The sequence below is a fragment of the Actinomycetospora chlora genome, from assembly GCF_039542135.1.
GTDB classification, from domain to species: Bacteria; Actinomycetota; Actinomycetes; order Mycobacteriales; family Pseudonocardiaceae; genus Actinomycetospora; species Actinomycetospora chlora.
In genome coordinates this window covers 24,890-41,813 of the sequence record NZ_BAABHO010000015.1, presented here as the reverse complement: position 1 = coordinate 41,813, position 16,924 = coordinate 24,890, and the positions used below count along the sequence as shown (strand labels likewise).

General features: G+C 74.8%; 17 protein-coding genes. 11 read left to right on the top strand and 6 right to left on the bottom strand.

Translation table 11 applies throughout. From position 1 onward, the window contains the following. Positions 1-19: 19 nt before the first annotated feature. Complete coding sequence (locus tag ABD994_RS11480) at positions 20-1,195, bottom strand: alkane 1-monooxygenase (protein WP_345414263.1); 1,176 nt, start codon at positions 1,193-1,195, stop codon at positions 20-22. A 78-nt stretch (positions 1,196-1,273) separates the two neighbouring features. Next, entirely contained in the window at positions 1,274-1,867 is a 594-nt protein-coding gene (locus ABD994_RS11475; RefSeq protein WP_345414261.1) for a TetR/AcrR family transcriptional regulator, read from the bottom strand. 282 nt (positions 1,868-2,149) lie between these two features. On the opposite strand from ABD994_RS11475, the gene ABD994_RS11470 reads away from it, so the two are divergent. Next, positions 2,150-2,968, top strand: a complete 819-nt coding sequence (locus ABD994_RS11470; protein ID WP_345414259.1) for a hypothetical protein — start codon at positions 2,150-2,152, stop codon at positions 2,966-2,968. Positions 2,969-3,152: 184 nt separating this feature from the next. Here ABD994_RS11470 and ABD994_RS11465 read toward each other — a convergent pair whose 3' ends face one another. Then, positions 3,153-4,421, bottom strand: coding sequence for a cytochrome P450 (locus tag ABD994_RS11465; protein ID WP_345414256.1), 1,269 nt, complete (start codon positions 4,419-4,421; stop codon positions 3,153-3,155). Between the two features lie 264 nt (positions 4,422-4,685). On the opposite strand from ABD994_RS11465, the gene ABD994_RS11460 reads away from it, so the two are divergent. Together ABD994_RS11460 and metX are read left to right on the top strand one after the other, a co-directional pair. Further along, positions 4,686-5,993, top strand: a complete 1,308-nt coding sequence (locus ABD994_RS11460; RefSeq protein ID WP_345414254.1) for a bifunctional o-acetylhomoserine/o-acetylserine sulfhydrylase — start codon at positions 4,686-4,688, stop codon at positions 5,991-5,993. Further along, complete coding sequence (gene metX, locus ABD994_RS11455; protein ID WP_345414250.1) at positions 5,990-7,123, top strand: homoserine O-acetyltransferase MetX; 1,134 nt, start codon at positions 5,990-5,992, stop codon at positions 7,121-7,123. Before ABD994_RS11460 ends, metX begins: the two co-directional genes overlap by 4 nt. Here metX and ABD994_RS11450 read toward each other — a convergent pair whose 3' ends face one another. Continuing rightward, a complete protein-coding gene (locus ABD994_RS11450; RefSeq protein ID WP_425550052.1) occupies positions 7,124-7,522 on the bottom strand; it encodes an ArsR/SmtB family transcription factor in 399 nt (132 codons plus the stop codon). It abuts the gene before it with no gap. A gap of 65 nt (positions 7,523-7,587) precedes the next feature. On the opposite strand from ABD994_RS11450, the gene ABD994_RS11445 reads away from it, so the two are divergent. Together ABD994_RS11445 and ABD994_RS11440 are read left to right on the top strand one after the other, a co-directional pair. Further along, on the top strand, positions 7,588-8,724 hold the full coding sequence (locus ABD994_RS11445) for a DUF418 domain-containing protein (protein WP_345414248.1): 1,137 nt from the start codon (positions 7,588-7,590) through the stop codon (positions 8,722-8,724). Between the two features lie 92 nt (positions 8,725-8,816). Then, positions 8,817-9,179, top strand: a complete 363-nt coding sequence (locus ABD994_RS11440) for a cupin domain-containing protein (RefSeq protein WP_345414246.1) — start codon at positions 8,817-8,819, stop codon at positions 9,177-9,179. A 1-nt stretch (position 9,180) separates the two neighbouring features. On the opposite strand, the gene ABD994_RS11435 is transcribed toward ABD994_RS11440, so the two are convergent. Then, positions 9,181-10,437: a M23 family metallopeptidase gene (locus ABD994_RS11435; protein ID WP_345414244.1), complete on the bottom strand. Its 1,257-nt coding sequence runs from the start codon at positions 10,435-10,437 to the stop codon at positions 9,181-9,183. A gap of 129 nt (positions 10,438-10,566) precedes the next feature. On the opposite strand from ABD994_RS11435, the gene ABD994_RS11430 reads away from it, so the two are divergent. From ABD994_RS11430 to ABD994_RS11410, 5 genes are read left to right on the top strand one after another with little or no spacing between them, the layout of a single operon-like run. Further along, positions 10,567-12,318 carry an ATP-binding protein gene (locus ABD994_RS11430; protein WP_345414242.1) on the top strand — a complete coding sequence of 584 codons (1,752 nt, stop codon included), beginning with the start codon at positions 10,567-10,569 and terminating at the stop codon, positions 12,316-12,318. Beyond that, positions 12,306-12,956, top strand: a complete 651-nt coding sequence (locus tag ABD994_RS11425) for a response regulator transcription factor (RefSeq protein ID WP_345414240.1) — start codon at positions 12,306-12,308, stop codon at positions 12,954-12,956. Before ABD994_RS11430 ends, ABD994_RS11425 begins: the two co-directional genes overlap by 13 nt. Before the next feature lie 10 nt (positions 12,957-12,966). After that, entirely contained in the window at positions 12,967-13,701 is a 735-nt protein-coding gene (locus ABD994_RS11420) for an esterase/lipase family protein (protein WP_345414237.1), read from the top strand. A 40-nt stretch (positions 13,702-13,741) separates the two neighbouring features. Next, positions 13,742-14,644: an oxidoreductase gene (locus tag ABD994_RS11415; protein ID WP_345414235.1), complete on the top strand. Its 903-nt coding sequence runs from the start codon at positions 13,742-13,744 to the stop codon at positions 14,642-14,644. Beyond that, positions 14,581-15,423 carry a PaaI family thioesterase gene (locus ABD994_RS11410; protein WP_345414407.1) on the top strand — a complete coding sequence of 281 codons (843 nt, stop codon included), beginning with the start codon at positions 14,581-14,583 and terminating at the stop codon, positions 15,421-15,423. The genes ABD994_RS11415 and ABD994_RS11410 overlap by 64 nt, the downstream gene beginning before the upstream one ends. Here the strand turns inward: ABD994_RS11410 and ABD994_RS11405 are convergent. Beyond that, positions 15,405-16,094, bottom strand: coding sequence for a VC0807 family protein (locus ABD994_RS11405; protein WP_345414233.1), 690 nt, complete (start codon positions 16,092-16,094; stop codon positions 15,405-15,407). The two genes, ABD994_RS11410 and ABD994_RS11405, sit on opposite strands and share 19 nt — an antisense overlap. Positions 16,095-16,131: 37 nt before the next feature. Here ABD994_RS11405 and ABD994_RS11400 point away from each other — a divergent pair, with 37 nt between their 5' ends. Continuing rightward, positions 16,132-16,908 carry a hypothetical protein gene (locus tag ABD994_RS11400; protein ID WP_345414231.1) on the top strand — a complete coding sequence of 259 codons (777 nt, stop codon included), beginning with the start codon at positions 16,132-16,134 and terminating at the stop codon, positions 16,906-16,908. Positions 16,909-16,924 lie beyond the last annotated feature (16 nt).

The window sequence follows — 16,924 nt, the reverse complement described above, 5'->3', positions numbered from 1 at the left end:
AACGCCGGCGGACCGCCCGTCATGCCCGGGCGTAGCGGGAGAGGTATCGCTCACGCTTGCGCGGGTGGATGTTGGCGAGCGTGACGTCGCCGTCGTAGTGCGCGAGGACCTTCCGGTCCATCATCGCCCGCCACACCGGCGGGAAGAGCGCCACGACGATCATCGAGCCGTAGCCGCTGGGCAGCTGCGGGGACTCCTCGAAGTGCCGCAGCGTCTGGTAGCGGCGCAGCGGGTTCGCGTGGTGGTCGGAGTGCCGCTGCAGCTGGTAGAGCAGCAGGTTCGACACGGTGTGGTCGGCGTTCCAGCTGTGCCGCGGGTCGGTGCGCTCGTAGCGGCCGTCCTCGCGCTTCGCGCGCTTGAGTCCGTAGTGCTCGAGGTAGTTGACGACCTCCAGCAGCGAGAAGCCGACCACGGCCTGCAGCACCAGCCACGGCAGCACGACCCAGCCGAAGGCGACGGTCAGCGCGACGAACAGCACGACGGTCATCGCCCAGGCGACGGCGATCTCGTGGTCGAGCAGCGTGTGGCGGCCCTTGGAACGGCGCTTGGTCTCCAGGTGCCACGACGAGCGCAGGCTGCCCCAGACGGTGCGGGGGAGGAACGTCCAGAAGCCCTCGCCGAGCCGCGAGCTCGCCGGGTCCTCCGGCGTGGCGACGCGGACGTGGTGGCCGCGGTTGTGCTCGACGTAGAAGTGGCCGTACGCCGAACTCGCCAGCGCGATCCTCGACAGCCAGCGCTCGACGTCCTCGCGCTTGTGGCCCAGCTCGTGGGCGGTGTTGATGGCGACGCCGGACACGACGCCCATCGTCAGCGCGAGCCCGAGGTCGGCGTGCCAGGGCAGGTCCCACGTGGCCCAGACCCAGCAGCTGAACACGAGGCTCGCGTACTGGATCGGCAGGAACAGGTACGTGACCCAGCGGTAGTAGCGGTCGGCCTCGAGGCGCTCGCGCTCGGACTCCGGCGGGTTGTCGTCGGTGGCGCCGAAGACGAGGTCCAGCGCCGGGAGGATGACGAAGAGGATCATGGGGCCGAGCCACCACCAGCCGGCCCAGCCCGTCGCGGTCGCGAGGCCGCCGCCGACGAACGGCATCGCCGGCATCAGCGTGGCCAGCGGCCACAGGTAGCGCTTGCGGTCGCGCCAGGGGCGCTGCGGTGCGCTCTCGGAGCGCTCTTCGGTGATCTCGGTGCTGCTCACGGGCTCGTCTCCCTCGACGTGACGGCTCGACACGAGTGTGGGGCGCGAACCGCGTTGAGACAAGACCCGATTTTTGTTTCAGTTCGGTACGCGGACGAGCGCTTGGACCAGATGGGCGACGCGCTGCCCGACGTCGACGGGGTCCAGGGCGGGGGCGACGACGTGGGAGATGACCAGCCGGACGACGGCGTCGACCGTCTCCTCGATCGTGGAGGGCACGAGGTCCGGGCGACGCTGCTCGAGCCAGGTGGCGATGAGGGCGCGGGCCGACTCGCGGATCGACTCCGAGCGCGAGGTGAGGAACGGCAGCAGTCCGGCGTCGCCCGACCGGCTGCCCGTGAGCACGGCCTTGAGCAGCGGGTTGTCCGCGGCCTCCTCGAGCGTGAGACGGGTGGCCGCGGCGACGGCCTCGCCCACGTCCTCGTGGCGGGAGAGCGCCTCGGCGATGGCGGCGAAGAACCGCTCCGCCTCGCGGGACATGAGGGCCTCGCCGAGGCCGTCCTTGTTGCCGAACTCGCGGTAGAGCGTCGGCCGTGAGACACCGGAGTCGACCGCGACCTCGCCCACCCGGACCCGTTCCCACCCCCGCTCGACGGTGTGCTGGTGGGCGGTCGCGAGGACGCGTTCCCGCACCTGGCGCCGGAACTCCAGGCGCAGCGACTCCCCGGTCATGCGAGCAAGTGTCACTCACCGCAACCGAACATGAACGCGGAGCAGGACCCGCACCCCCGGTCGGGTCTGCGCGTTGACCTGGCGGGCCCAGTCGGGCACCGCGGGGTGGCCGTGCGCGGACGGCCCAGCTCCTACGGCTGCACGGCCGCACGACGTTGGGCTGCTCTCCGTAACTTTCTCATCACGGCGAACTCACGAGTAACGACACCTCTCAGGCGCCGATGTCCGCGCAGACCCACGGACGCCTCCGTGGATCACCCATCCGGTCGAAGGGTTCCGCGCATGATCGTCCGTTCCGGTCGCCTACTGCCCAGCGTGATCGTCGGTGCCCTCCTCAGCGGTTCCCTCGCTCTCGGGGCGGGGACGGCGTCGGCGGCGGACAACGATCCCTGTTACGTCGGCCTGAGGCAGGGCGTCGTCCAGGGCGACGACTGCGTCACGACGGACGGCACGCTGCTGGGCACCCTGGCCCAGGCGACGCTCGGTCGGCTCGCCACGGTGGTCGAGCCCTCGGCGCCCGCCACCCAGCCGGCCACGTCCACCGGAACCGGGTCGGGCTCGAGCTCGACCGGCGGTGTCGGGAGTGCCCTCGACGGCGTGACCGGCCCACTCACCGGGACGACCGGCACCGCGACCGGGACGACCGGTAGCACCGGTGGCGGGACAGCCACGGGCACCACCGGCAACGCCACGACCGGCAACACCACCACCGACCCCGCCGCGAACACCGCGCCGCCCGCCGGGCCGGCGGTCCTCCCCGCCGCCCCGCCCGTCCTCCCGGCGCCCGACGTCCGGGGCGTTCCGGCCGCGTTCGCCTCCGCGCCCGGCGGCCTGGCGGCACGGCTCCCGATGCTCGGGTTCGGTCCCTCGCTCAACCCTGCGTTGCTGAACGTCCCCCTGAGCCCGCCGCTGCGGACCCTCGTCGGCCAGAACCAGGCGTCACCGGTGACGACGACCAGCGACGTCCAGGCGATGGCGTTCGACGGGTCCGGGGGTCTGGGGACACCGGCGATCATCGGCGTGCTCATCCTCGCCGGGCTCGGCGGCTTCGCCCTGCGCCACCGGGTCCTGCGCCGCGTCCGCACCGGCGCCCGGGGCTAGATCGCGATCCGTGGCGCGAATGCCTCGCTGAGCGAGACGAACGCTCCACGAACGTCGATCACCTCGACCCGTACTGCCGCCCGGATCACGCCGTTCACCCGAACGCCCACCGCCTTCCGACGCGAACGGCGCCCTCGCTGCTTCCCAAGCAGCGAGGGCGCTGTTCGTTCGTCCAGGGCGGGGCTCAGCGCGCGGCGGGCGTGCCCTCTAGCGCCACGGGCAGGTGCTTGATGCCGTTGACGAAGATGCTGCGCAGGCGGTCGGGTTCGCCGATCACGCGCAGGTCGGGCATGCCGGCGAAGAGCTCGCGGAACACCACGGCGATCTCGCGGCGGGCGAGGTGCGCGCCGAGGCAGAAGTGCGGGCCGTGGGCCCCGAAGCCCTGGTGGGGGTTGGGGGAGCGGCGCAGGTCCAGGCGGTCCGGCTCGGCGAACACGGTGTCGTCGCGGTTCGCGGCCCCGTAGACGAGCAGCAGCTTCTCGCCCGCCGCCACGGGGACGTCGCCGACGGTGGTGTCGACGGTCGCGGTGCGCCGCATCCAGTTGATCGGTGAGGCCCAGCGCACGATCTCGTCGACCGCGGTCGGGGTGACGCCGTCGACGTCCGCCGCCCAGGTCTCCCACTGGGCGGGGTCGCGGTGCATGCCCCAGACGCCGTGGGTGATCGCGTTGCGGGTGGTCTCGTTGCCCGCGACGCAGAGCAGGATGAAGAAGGAGGCGATCTCCTGGGGCGTCAGACGCTCCCCGTCGACCGTGCCGTGCACGAGCGCGGAGGTCACGTCGTCGCCCGGGGCGGCCTCGCGCTCCGCGGCCAGCTCGGTCATCAGCCCGGCGAGCCCGGCGCCGGCGGTGAGGTAGTCGGCGAGGGGGTTGTCCGAGGTGACGTACTCGGGGTCGTCGCCGGCGAGGATGACGTTGGAGTGCGCGAACACCTCGGCGCGGCGCGACTCCGGGATGCCCATCATCTCGCAGATGATCAGCAGCGGGACCGGCGCCGAGAGGTCGGCGACGAGGTCGAACGAGCCGTCGCCCGCGCGCGCCTTCGCACTTGCCGAGGCGATCACCGACCGGGTCACGCGGGTGACGTCGTCGAGGAGCGCCTCGGTGCGCCGCGGGGTGAAGGCCTGCGCCGCGATCCGCCGGATCTTCGTGTGCCGCGGTGCGTCCATGCTGATCAGCGAGCCGAAGAACTGGTGCGCCTCGGCGGGCAGGTCGAGGATCGAGACGGCGCCCTGCCCGGAGCAGAACAGGTCCGGGTGTTTGCTGACGTGCTCGACGTCGGCGTGCCGGGTGACCGCGCGGAAGCCGGGCCCGGTCTCGAAGCCGGGGACCTCGGGTTCCGCAAACCACGGCAGGCCGGGGTCGGCCCGCATCGCCGCGAACGCCTCGAGACGCCGCGCCCAAGGCGCCGCCCAGAACTCACGATCACCGAGATCCACCGTGGAGGCCGTCACCGTTGGCAGGCTGCCAAAAAGCCTCCCGGGTCGCCAGCCGTCGCGCGCCGGACGGCACGTGACGCCCGTGACCCGGCCGGGCGGCTCGGTTGTGCCCCGCCCGGCGGGACGAGAGGATCGCGGCGTGGTGCCGGTTGATCTCGAACGGTTCTGGCCGAGTCGTCGCGTCGACGCGTTCGACGAGTGGTGTCGCTGAGGGGCAGCACCCCGCCGGACACGAGCACGCAGTACCCCCGAGAACACGCACACTGGAGTGAGCACCCCATGACCGACGCGAGCACCGGCTGGTCGTTCGAGACGCAGCAGATCCACGCGGGCGCGAGCCCGGACCCCGCCACCGGGGCGCGGGCCACACCGATCTACCAGACGACGTCCTACGTCTTCCGCGACACCCAGCACGGCGCCGACCTCTTCAGCCTCGCCGAGCCGGGCAACATCTACACGCGGATCATGAACCCGACCCAGGACGTGCTGGAGCAGCGCGTCGCCGCGCTCGAGGGCGGCGTGGCCGCCCTCGCGTTCGCGTCGGGCAGCGCCGCGACCACCGCCGCGATCCTCAACATCGCGCAGGCCGGCGACCACTTCGTGTCGAGCCCGAGCCTCTACGGCGGCACGTACAACCTGTTCCACTACACGCTGCCCAAGATGGGCATCGAGGTCTCGTTCGTCGAGGACCAGGACGACCTCGAGCAGTGGCGCAACGCCGTGCGGCCGAACACCAAGCTGTTCTTCGCCGAGACGATCGCCAACCCGGGCTCGAACGTCCTCGACGTCGCCGGGGTGGCGGGCGTCGCGCACGAGATCGGCGTGCCGCTGGTCGTCGACAACACCGTGCCGACGCCGTTCCTGCTGCGCCCGATCGAGCACGGCGCCGACATCGTCATCCACTCGGCGACGAAGTACCTCGGCGGCCACGGCACGACGATCGCGGGCGTCGTCGTCGATGGCGGGACGTTCGACTTCGGCGCCCACGGTGACCGCTTCCCCGGCTTCACCGAGCCCGACCCGAGCTACAACGGGCTCAAGTACTGGGAGGCCCTCGGCCCGGGCGCGTACGCCGCCAAGCTCCGCGTGCAGCTGCTGCGCGACACCGGCGCGGCCATCAGCCCGTTCAACGCGTTCCTCATCATCCAGGGGATCGAGACGCTCTCGCTGCGCCTCGAGCGCCACGTGCAGAACGCGAAGGCGCTGGCCGAGTGGCTCGAGGCGCGCGACGAGGTCGAGAAGGTCTACTACGCGGGCCTGCCCTCGAGCCCCTGGTACGAGGCCGCGCAGAAGTACCTGCCCCGCGGCGTCGGCGCGATCGTCTCGTTCGACCTGCGCGGTGGCGTCGAGGCCGGGCGCGCGTTCGTCGACGGCACCAGCCTGCACTCGCAGCTGGTCAACATCGGCGACGTCCGCAGCCTCATCGCCCACCCGGCGTCGACGACGCACAGCCAGCTCTCGGAGAACGAGCAGGAGTCCGCGGGCGTCACCCCCGGCCTCGTGCGGCTGGCCGTGGGCATCGAGAACGTCGAGGACCTCAAGGCCGACCTCGAGGCGGGCTTCACCGCGGCCAAGAACCACGTGTGAGCGCCTCCGTGACCGTCCTCCCTCCCGCCACCGGTGCGTGGCGGGAGGGGGACCCGGTCGGTGACCGCCGGTTCGTCGAGATCGGCCCGGTCGTCCTCGAGAGCGGCGAGACCCTCCCGGACGTCCGGGTGGCCTACGAGACGTGGGGCAGGTTCGACGGGTCGAACGCCGTGCTGGTGCTGCACGCGCTCACCGGCGACAGCCACGTCACGGGCGAGGCCGGCCTCGGACAGCCGACGCCGGGCTGGTGGACGGCGCTGGTCGGGCCGGGCCGGGCGGTCGACACCGACCGCTGGTTCGTCGTCGCGCCCAACGTCCTCGGCGGCTGCCAGGGCACGACGGGCCCGTCCAGCCCGTCGCCCGACGGCCGTCCCTGGGGCTCGCGGTTCCCGCGCACGACCGTGCGGGACCAGGTCGCGGTCGAGGCGGCGTTCGCCGACGCGGTGGGCGTCGACCGCTGGGCCGCCGTGCTCGGCGGCTCGATGGGCGGCATGCGGGCGCTGGAGTGGGCCGTCATGTTCCCGCAGCGGGTGGAACGGCTGCTGCTGCTGTGCTCGCCGGCGGCGGCGTCGGCCGACCAGATCGCCTGGGCCTCCCCGCAGCTCGCGGCGATCCGCGACGACCCGGGCTGGCAGGGCGGCGACTACCACGACCGTGAGCGCGGGCAGGGCCCACACCTCGGGCTGGGCATCGCGCGGCGGATCGCGCACAACACCTACCGCACCGCGGAGGAGTACGACACGCGCTTCGCCCGCCGGCCCCAGCCGGGCGAGGACCCGGAGACCGACGGGCGCTACGCGATCGAGAGCTACCTCGACCACCACGCCGAGAAGCTCGTGCACCGCTTCGACGCCGGCAGCTACGTCGAGCTCACCCGGGCGATGAACACCCACGACGTCGCCCGCGGGCGGGGCTCGCTGGCCGAGGCGCTCGGGCGGGTCACGGCCCGGACGGTCGTCGCCGGCTCGGTGTCCGACCGGCTCTACCCCCTGCACCAGCAGGAGGAGCTGGCCTCGCTGATCCCCGACTCGACCCCGGTGCGGCGCATCGAGTCGCCGTACGGGCACGACGCGTTCCTCATCGAGGCGCGCCGGCTGGAGCAGATCCTCGCGGAGCTGCTCTCCCTCTAGCTAGAGCCGTGCCGGCTCGCCGACGACCTCGTGCAGCAGCGCGTGCACGGTCTCGTCGGCGAGCCGGTAGCGCACGACGCGCCCGGCCCGCCGGGTGGCGACGAGCCCCTGGGCGCGCAGTAGCCGCAGCGCCTGCGACGTCGTGGTGTCCTTGAGGCCGGCGGCGACGGCGAGGTCGGACACGCAGATCTCGACGGCGGTGTGGATGCAGAGCAGCAGCGTCAGGCGCGTGGGGTCGGCCAGCAGGGCGAAGCGGGTGACCCAGGCGTGCATGGTGTCCCCGTCGGGCAGCGCGGCGACGGCGTCGCACACCTTGTGGTCCTCGTCGAGCGCGCGGTGGCGCTGCTCGGCGCGGGCCGCGTCCTCCGGCGCGCCGTCCGGGGGCTGGGTGAGGTGCACGCGGCCATCGTGTCATCCTCACCGTCCTTTGGTGGGCCGCCGGGTGGCGGCACGGGAGGAGCAGCGTGACCGGACCGACCGGCCTGGCCGCCCGGCGCGTCACCCCGGACCTCGCGCGGGGGCTGCTGCTCGCGCTCATCGCGGTGGCGAACGCACACCTCTACCTCGTCGAGCGACCCATCGGGTACCGCGGCTACCCGGCCGGGCTGAGCGGCGGCGACGCGGTGCTCGCCGTGGTGCAGATGGTGCTCGTCGACGGGCGCGTCTACCCGCTGTTCGCCGCGCTCGTCGGCTACGGGCTCGCCCGCCTCGCCGACCGCGCGCCCGACGCCGTCCTGCGCCGCCGCGGCCTGGTGCTCATCGGCATCGGGGCGCTGCACGGGATCCTGCTCTTCCCCGGTGACATCATCGGCGCCTACGGCGTGGTGGTGCTGCTCATCGCGCCGGCCGTCGCCGGGTCCGGGCTCGGCGCGGCGTCGTCGCGGGGCCTGCTCGCGACGGCCGCCGCGATCGGCGCGTTCGGGATCTTCCTGTCGAGCGGGCAGGGCACGCCGCAGGGCGTGCCGACCGTGCCGTCGGTGGCGGCGCCGACGGTCGGGGCGTTCCTCGCCGGACACCCCGAGGAGTGGCTGACGACGACGCTGGTCTCCGCGCTGCTCACCGCGCCGGCGGTGCTCGTGGGCGTGGTGATCGCGCGCAGTGGCACGCTCGACGACCCGGCCCCGCACCGCGGGCGGCTGGGGCTGTGGGCGGGCGCGGGCCTGCTGGGCTCGGTGGTGCTCGGCCTGCCGCTGGCGCTGGCCGTCGTCGGCGTGTGGGTGCCCGGGCCGGCGATCGGTGCCCTCGTGGGCGCGGCGCACACCGCGGGCGGCTACGCCGGGGCGCTCGGCCTGCTCGGGGTGATGGGCCTGCTCGGCAGCGTGCGCTGGCCCGGGCGGGACCTCGTCGCCGCGGCCGGCACGTGGTCGATGACGCTCTACCTCTCGCAGTCGGTGGTGTTCGTGGCGGTGTTCGCGACGATCGCGGGCGGCGTCGGATCGAGCGCGAGCCTCACCGCGGCCACCGTCGTCGGGCTGCTGACCTGGCTCGCCGGGGTGCTCGTCGCGGGTCCGCTCGCCCGCGCCGGCCACCGGGGGCCCGCGGAGCTCGTCGTCCGGCGCTTCACGTACGGACGAGCACGGAGCACTGGGCCGACCGGGTGATGCTCACCGCCCCCCTGGTCGGACCCGGTCACACTGGGCGACCCCGTGCGACGTCGAGCCGCGCGGAGAACAGGAGCGCAGAGGAGACCACCATGCCCGCGATCGAGCACCGCACCATGAGCGAGCCCGACGAGACGCGCACGCCGGAGAAGACAACCCTCGAGGTCGTCGCGCTCGGCGGCGCGTCGGTCGCCCGGCTCACCCTGCAGCCCGGGTGGCGCTGGTCGGAGTGCATCAAGCCGGTCGTCGGCGGCACGAGCTGCCAGGCCGCGCACCTCGGGTACCTGGTGGCGGGGCGGATGCACGTGGTCGCCGACGACGGCACGGAGGCGGACCTCGCCGCGGGGGAGACCTACCGCCTCGAACCGGGCCACGACGCGTGGGTCGTCGGGGACGAGCCCGTCATCGGCCTGGAGTTCGAGACCAAGACGGCCGAGACCTACGCCCGCAGCTGACTCACGACGGCGGGGCGCCCGGGAAGTCGATGGCGCTGTTGATCAGCGGGAGCTCGCCGGACCGCGGGCCCGACCGGTCGGTCACGACGGTCTCGGGCGTCACGGTGCCGACGTAGGTCATCGTGTCGATCGTGAACGGGATGTTGGTCGCCGTGAGCGCCTGCGGCGAGTCCATGAGCTGGAAGTGCAGGTGGGACTCGCTGGTGTTGCCCGAGTTGCCGGTCCGGGCGATCTCCTGGCCCCGCCGGACGCGGTCGCCCACGCGGACCTGCGGCGACCCCGTCTCCAGGTGCGCGTAGAAGGCGAACACGCCGTTGCCGAGGTCGAGCACGATCCGGTTCCCGCCCAGGTCGTTCGCCGGCAGCGTCAGGAACTGGTGGGGCGGCGCCTCGGGCAGGTCGCCGACGACCGCGACGACGGTCGCGTCGGCGACGGCGAGCACGGGCTGGTCGAACGTGAAGTAGTCCTCGTTGCGGGTCGGGTCGCCGCGGAAGGTGGCCTGGACGCCGTTCGCGAGGTCGGCGATCGGTCGGGCGGCGAGGTCGAAGCGCGACCAGTCGACCGCGTAGCGCTCGGCGCCGTTGATCCGCCCGGCCAGCGGCACCAGCGCGCCGCGGTGCGGGGAGAGCTCGCAGCAGGCGTTGACGGCGACCCAGTCCGGTCCGGTCAGCGGTGGCCCGACCGACACGGGAGGACGGCCGTCGACCCGCACGGGCAGGCGCGTGACCTGCTCGCTGGTCGCCGGGAAGTTCTCCGCGAACGTCGCCTGCCCGGGCGGCAGTGGCCCGAAGGTCGCCCGGACCCGGTGCACCATCGCGGCCGGGACCGCCTCGGGCGTGTCGTAGACGTCGTCGAGGACCAGCAGCGCCGTGCGGCCGCCGGGGATCTCGGTCACCGGCGCGGGCGGGAGGGTGTAGTCCCCGACGAGCAGCGACCGCGCCGTCACCTCCGGGCCCGCGACGGCGGCCACGACACGGCCGTCGGGGCCGTCGGCGAGGGACTCGACCGACGTCAGCGTCGCGGCCCGGGGGCCGGCGTTGAGCACCTGCAGCTCGTAGACGACGTGCAGGCGACCGTCGGTACCGCGCACCGGGGCCGGCGGCTGGTCGAGCAACGGTGTGATCACCAGCGGCAGGAACGTCGCCGGGTCCTGCGGCGCGGGGCCCGACGCCACGGGGGGCGGCGGCGCCCCCGTGCCGCACCCCGCGAGCGCGACGGCCGTCGCGAGGACGAGGGCGGCGAGTCGGGCGCGGGGCATGCCGGCTCCTGGGGGATTCGCGGGCGGGAGAGGAGAACGCTAGGCAGCGCGGAGGCTCCTGGGCATGGACCTGGGTCCAGTACCGCACCTGGGCTCGACCCCGGGTCGGTCGCGTGCCACCGTTCCCGGGTGATCACCGGGGGGCGGCCGAGCGCAGCGACCCGCACGCTGCGCCTCGCCCTGGTCGCCCTCGTCGGCGCGGTCGTGCTCGGCGCGGCGATCGAGATGGTGCTGCTCGTCGGCAGCCCGGAGGGGCCGTACGGCGTGCTCGTGCTGCTCCCGCTCACGGGCGTCGTGTACGCCGGGGTCGGCGCGGTCGCGTGGGCGCGGCGCCCGAGCAACCGGACCGGCGCGATCCTCGTCGCCGGCGGCCTCGCGTGGCTCGCCGCGGCGCTCGTCAACACCCTCGTCCCGCTGCTGATCGCCGTCGGCCAGATCACGGCCTGGATCCCGATCGCGATCGTCCTGCACGCCCTGCTCGCGTTCCCGTCCGGGCGGCTCGGCGCCCGCGGCCCGCGCGTGGTGGCGGCGGCCGGCTATCTCGTGGCGATCCTGCCGCAGCCCGCGCGCTACGCGGCCACGCCCCTCGAGCCGCCCTACGACCCGCTGTTCGTCGCCGACCGGCCGGCGGTCGCCACGGCGGCGACCCTGGCCCAGACCGTGGCGGCGACCGTCCTGCTCGCCGTCGTGGCCGCCGTGCTCGTGCGGCGCCTGGCCGTCGCCGACCGCGACCGGCGGCGGGCCCTGCTGCCGGTCTACGCCTACGGGGCGGTGGCGGTGCTGGGCATCTCGGTGCTCAGCGCGCTCACCCGCTACGCCGGCGCCGACCCGCTGCTCGCCCCGGTGCTGCAGCTCCTGTGGCAGTCCGGGGTGCCCGTGGCGTTCACGGCGGCGATGTTGCGGGGCGGGTTCGCGCGCACCGGCGAGCTGGAGGAGCTGGCGGCCTGGCTCGCCGGCCCCGCCCGCGAGGGCGACCTGCGCGGCGCGCTCGCCCGCGCGCTCGGCGACGCCTCGCTGACGCTGGCGTTCCGCGTGGAGCGTCCCGAGGGGACGGCGGGGGAGTGGGTCGACGAGTCCGGGACGCCGGTGGTGCTCCCCGCCCCCGACGCGGACCGGACCGCGGAACCGGTGGTGCTGGGGGAGCGGGAGGTCGCCGTCGTGATCCACGACCGGGCGTTGCTGCCCGACCCCGAGCCGGTGCGGGCCGCCGGCCGGATCGTCGCGCTCGCGGCCGACCGCGAGCGGCTCACCGCTGAGGTGCTGGCCAGCCGCGACGAGCTGCGGGCGTCGCGGGCCCGGCTGGTCGCCGCGGAGGACGACGAGCGACGGCGGCTCGCGCGCGACCTGCACGACCGCCTGCAGAGCCGGCTGGTGCTGCTCGCCGTCACCGCCTCGGACGCCTCGGTCGCCGACGCAGGGTCGCTGGCCGCGGTGCGCCGGGGCATCGAGGACGCCGTGACCGAGCTGCGCGACCTCGTCGCCGGCGTGCTGCCGGCGCTGCTGATCGAGCGCGGGCTCGTCGCCGCGGTCGAGGACCTCGGCGAGCGCAGCCCCGTGCCGCTCGTGCTGTCGGCCGGTCCGGGCGCCGACGACGGACTGCCCCCGGCGGTGGAGAGCACCGCGTACCACGTGGTCGTCGAGGCGGTCACCAACGCGGTGAAGCACGCCGGGGCGACGACGGTCGCCGTCGACGTGACGCGGGTCGGCGACCGGCTGCGGGTGGAGATCGCCGACGACGGCGTCGGCGGCGCCCGGGCGGGGACGGGCGCCGGGCTGCGGGGCATGGCCGACCGGGCCGGCGCGCTCGGCGGCACGATCGCCCTCGACAGCGACGAGGGCCGGGGCACCCGGATGGTCCTGGAGGTGCCGTGCGGGTCGTGATCGGCGAGGACGAGGCGCTGCTGCGCGAGGGCCTCGTCCTGGTCCTCGAGCGCGCCGGGATCGAGGTGGCGGGCAGCGCGTCGGACGCCGACGAGGTGGTCGGGCTCGTCGCCGAGCACCGGCCCGACGTGCTGGTCACCGACATCCGCATGCCCCCCACGAACAGCGACGACGGGCTGCGCGCCGCGGTGCGCGTCCGGACCGAGGCGCCGGGGACCGGCGTCGTGGTCCTGTCCCAGCACGTCCAGCGTCGCTACGCCCTGGAGCTCCTCGGCGATCGGGCCGCGGGCGTCGGCTACCTGCTCAAGTACCGCATCGCGGACGGCGAGGCGTTCTGCGACGACCTGCGCCGCGTGGCCGCCGGGGGCACCGCGCTCGACCCCGAGGTGGTGCGGACGATGATGACGCGCCGCGACGACGCCATCGAGGGGCTGGGTCCCCGGCGCCGCCAGGTGCTCGCGCTCATCGCCGAGGGGCGCACGAACAGCGGGATCGCGCGCCGCCTCTCGATCACCGAGAAGGCGGTCGTGGCCCACTCGTCGGGCATCTACGACGCGCTCGGCCTGCACGCCACCGACGACGACCACCGCCGCGTCGTGGCCGTCGTCCGTTACCTCACCCGGACCACGCTCACCTAGGGTCGGCGCGATGACGTTGCCCGAGCTGCCGCCGCCGGTGCGGTGGTGGGGGCACCCGCTGGGCGAGGCGCGGGTGCACCTCGAGCTCGCGCGCCTGCTGGTCAGCGACACCTGGCGCGGCGCCGGCGTGCCCCACGGCGACGGCGCCCCGGTGCTGCTCGTGCCCGGCTTCCTCGCGGGCGACCTCACGCTCGCCGCCCTCCATGACTGGCTGCGCCGCGTCGGCCACCGCTCCTACCGCTCCGGCATCACCTGGAACGTCGACTGCTCCGAGGCCGCCGTGCGGCGCCTCGACCGCCGCCTCGCCGAGGTCGCCGACCGCGCCGGTGAGCCCGTCACGCTGATCGGCCACAGCCGCGGCGGCCTGTTCGCCCGCGCGCTCGCCGCCCGCAGCCCCGACCGGGTCCGCCGGGTGGTCACGCTCGGCAGCCCGCTCGCGTCCCAGCTCGACGCCTCGGTGCTCACGCTCGCCGCGGTCGGCGGCGCGCGGGTCGCGCAGAACCTCGTGCGCCCGCACCGCCCGCACTGCCTGACCGTGCGGTGCCCCTGCCCGTTCTCCGACGACCTGCGCGCGCCCGCCGCGCCCCCGCTGGTCTCGATCTGGAGCCGCCAGGACGGGATCGTGCGCCCCTCGGCCTGCCGGCCCGACGACGCCGAGGCCCTCGAGGTGCGCGGCAGCCACATCGGGCTGGCCGTGAACGTCGCCGTCTACCGCCACCTGGCCGAGGTCCTCGTGCGACCCTGACCACCGTTTGGGCCACCGGGCGGCGGGGCACGATGCCCGCATGGCTGCGTGGACCCCCGCCGACATCGGCGACCAGTCCGGTCGGACGTTCGTCGTCACCGGATCGAACTCGGGCATCGGCCTGGAGGCCGCCCGCGAGCTGGTGCGCGCCGGCGCCCACGTCGTCCTCGCCGTGCGCGACACCGAGAAGGGCGAGCAGGCCGCCGCCGACATCGCCAGCCGCGGCAGCACCGAGGTCCGCCGGCTCGACCTCGCCGACCTGTCCTCCGTGCGGGCCTTCGTCGCCGACTGGGAGGGCCCGGTCGACGTCCTGATCAACAACGCCGGCCTCATGGCGATCCCCGAGCGGCGCACGGTCGACGGCTTCGAGATGCAGGTCGGCACCAACTTCCTCGGCCACTTCGCCCTCACGGGCCTGCTGCTCGACGTCGTCACCGACCGCGTGGTGACGCTCTCCAGCGCGGTGCACCGCCTGGGCAGCATCGACCTGACCGACCTCAACTGGCGCCGGCGGCGCTACCAGCGCTGGCTCGCGTACGGCCAGTCGAAGCTCGCCGACCTCATGTTCGCCTACGAGCTCGAGCACCGGTTCGTCGCGGCCGGCTCGCCGCTGCGGTCGATGGCCGCCCACCCCGGCTACAGCGCCACCAACCTGCAGGGCCGCACCGAGTCGGTGCAGGACCTCGCGATGGGTCTGATGAACAAGGTCATCGCGCAGGGCCCGGCGATGGGCGCGCAGCCCACGCTCTACGCCGCGACGATGCCCGACCTGCCCGGCGGCACCTACATCGGCCCGAGCGGCTTCCAGGAGATCGGCGGCCCGCCGGTGCCGGTCGGCTCGACGGTCGCGTCGCACGACCGCGAGGTGCAGGCCGGGCTGTGGGACCTCGCCGTCGAGCTCACCGGCGTGACCCCGCACATCCGCGCGGGCGCTCGGTCCTGAGCGCCGAGGGCCCGCTGGAGCAGCTGCGGCGCTGCGTCGCGGAGGGCCTGCCGCTCGCGCCGGTGCACGCCGCCGTCGGCGCGCGCCTGACCGCGATCGAGCCCGGCCGGGCCGATGCGGTCATGCCGGGTGCGGACGGTGAGCCGGACGCGGCCCTGGAGCCGGCGCTCTGGCTGCTCGCCGACTTCGTCTCCGGCCTCGCCGTCACCGGCACCCTGGGCGCGGGGGAGCGGATCACGACGTTGCGGCTGACGCTGCACGTCCTGCGCCGGGACCCGGCTCCCGGGCCGCTGCGCGCCGCCGGGTGCCTCGACGAGCGCGCCCCCGACGTCGCGCTGAGCACGGCGGAGATCGCCGACGCCGCCGGCCGCACGATCGCCCGCGCCCACGGGCGCAACGCCGTGCTCGCCGACGAGGTCGCCACCCGCACCCGCCCGGGCGCCGCGCCGCCCTGGTCCGACCCGCCCCGGTCGGCCGCCGGGCTCGTCACCGACAGGGCCGCGCCCGACCCGCTGGCCGTGAACTACGCCGGGGTCGTGCAGGGCGGCGTGCTCGCCTCGCTTCCCGCCCGCGCGCTCGCCGACGTCCTCGGCGGGCCACCCGACGAGGCGAGCGCGACGTTCCTGCGCGCGGTGCCCGCGGACGGGCGCGCCGTGCACACGGCCACCGAGGTCGAGCACGGCGGGCGGCGCCTGCGCAGCGGCCGGGCCGTGCTGTGCGACAACCGCGACCGCACGGTGCTGACGCTGTCCGGTCTGCGCTACGTCGCGGGCACCTGAGTCGCCTCGGCGGCGGCGCGGCGGGCCTCGCCCGCCCGACGGGCCCGCATCGCCCACACGAACGTCGCCACCGCCAGCAGCCCGATGACCACCGGCGGCACCACGGCGTTGACCACCACCATCGTCGCCACCGGCAGCCGGTAGGTCAGCACGGCGCGCACCACGGCCTCGACGACGAACGTGAGGCCCCACATCAGCGTCAGCCCGCGCTGGGTGCGGCGGAAGCCCGGGTAGGCCCACAGCCCGTTCCACCAGGCGACCCGCTCCGGGTCCCCGTTCGTGGCGAAGCGCCGCCCGAACAGGAACATCAGCGGCCGCGACGTCGGCACCGTCACGAGCATGACCAGCCCGAACAGCCCCGTCACGGCCGACTCCTTGAGCAGCAGCAGCCGGGGGTCGTCGAAGAACAGCGCGGTGACCACCCCGAGCGCGAGGAAGATCAGTACGACGACGCTGAACTCGTCGACGCGCCGCCGCCACACCGCGGTGATCGCCAGCTCCAGTGCCGGGCCGATCGAGCCGAGCAGCAGGGCGGGCACCTCGCCGATCCCGTGACCGGTGGCCACGTCGTAGACGACCACGGGGAAGGCGATGCTGAGCAGCAGCGTCAGGACCCAGGGCAGGATCTTGCCGAACACTGGACCCCCAGAAGATGTGACGGAACACTGCACGACCGTGAGCGGGAGCGTAGCGCGTCGCAGTCCGACGGTGGGGCTCGTCGCGTACCTGTTCGCGATCTCGGGCCGCGACGAGCTGCCCGGTCCCGCCCTGGTGGAGCTCCTCGGCGAGCTCGGGCTGACCCCGGCCGCGGCCCGCCAGCTGTTCGTCCGGATGCGGGCCGCCGGGCAGCTCGCCGGGCACCGCTCCGGCCGCCGCACGGCCTACCGCCTGGCCGGGCCCGTCGCCCGGCAGGTGGCGGCGCTGTCGGGCCCGCCGCCGGCGGCGAGCTGGGACGGGCGGTTCCACGCGCTGCTCCACCACGTGCCCGAGCGCGAGCGCGCCGTCCGCGACCGGCTGCGCCGCGTCGCCGGCCTGCTCGGCTACGGCCCCCTGCAGCCCGGCGTGCTCATCGCCCTGCACGACCGGCGGGACGACGTCGACGCCGCGCTGGGCCCGCTGCCGGGCGGTGCCGTCGTGCGCCACACCCGCCTCGAGCTCGACGCCGCGGACGCCGCCGAGGCGGCGTCGACGGCGTGGGAGCTGCCCGCGCTGGCCGCCGACCTGCGCGCCCACCACGTCCCGATCCGGGCCGCGCTCGCCGAACCCGGCGACCCGCCCGCCACCCCCGGCACGCTGCGCCGGCTCGCGGCGCTGACCAACCAGACGAACGTCGACCTCCTGCGCGACCCCGGTCTCCCGCTGGCCCTGCAGCCGCCCGACTGGCCCGCCGACGCCCTGCGCCGGGACCTCGGGGCCCTCGCCGGGCGCTGGCTCGGGCCGGTCCGTGCCTTCGTCGCGGCGCGGGTCGCGGCGCACGGCGGGTGACGAGGCTCCCTCCGCG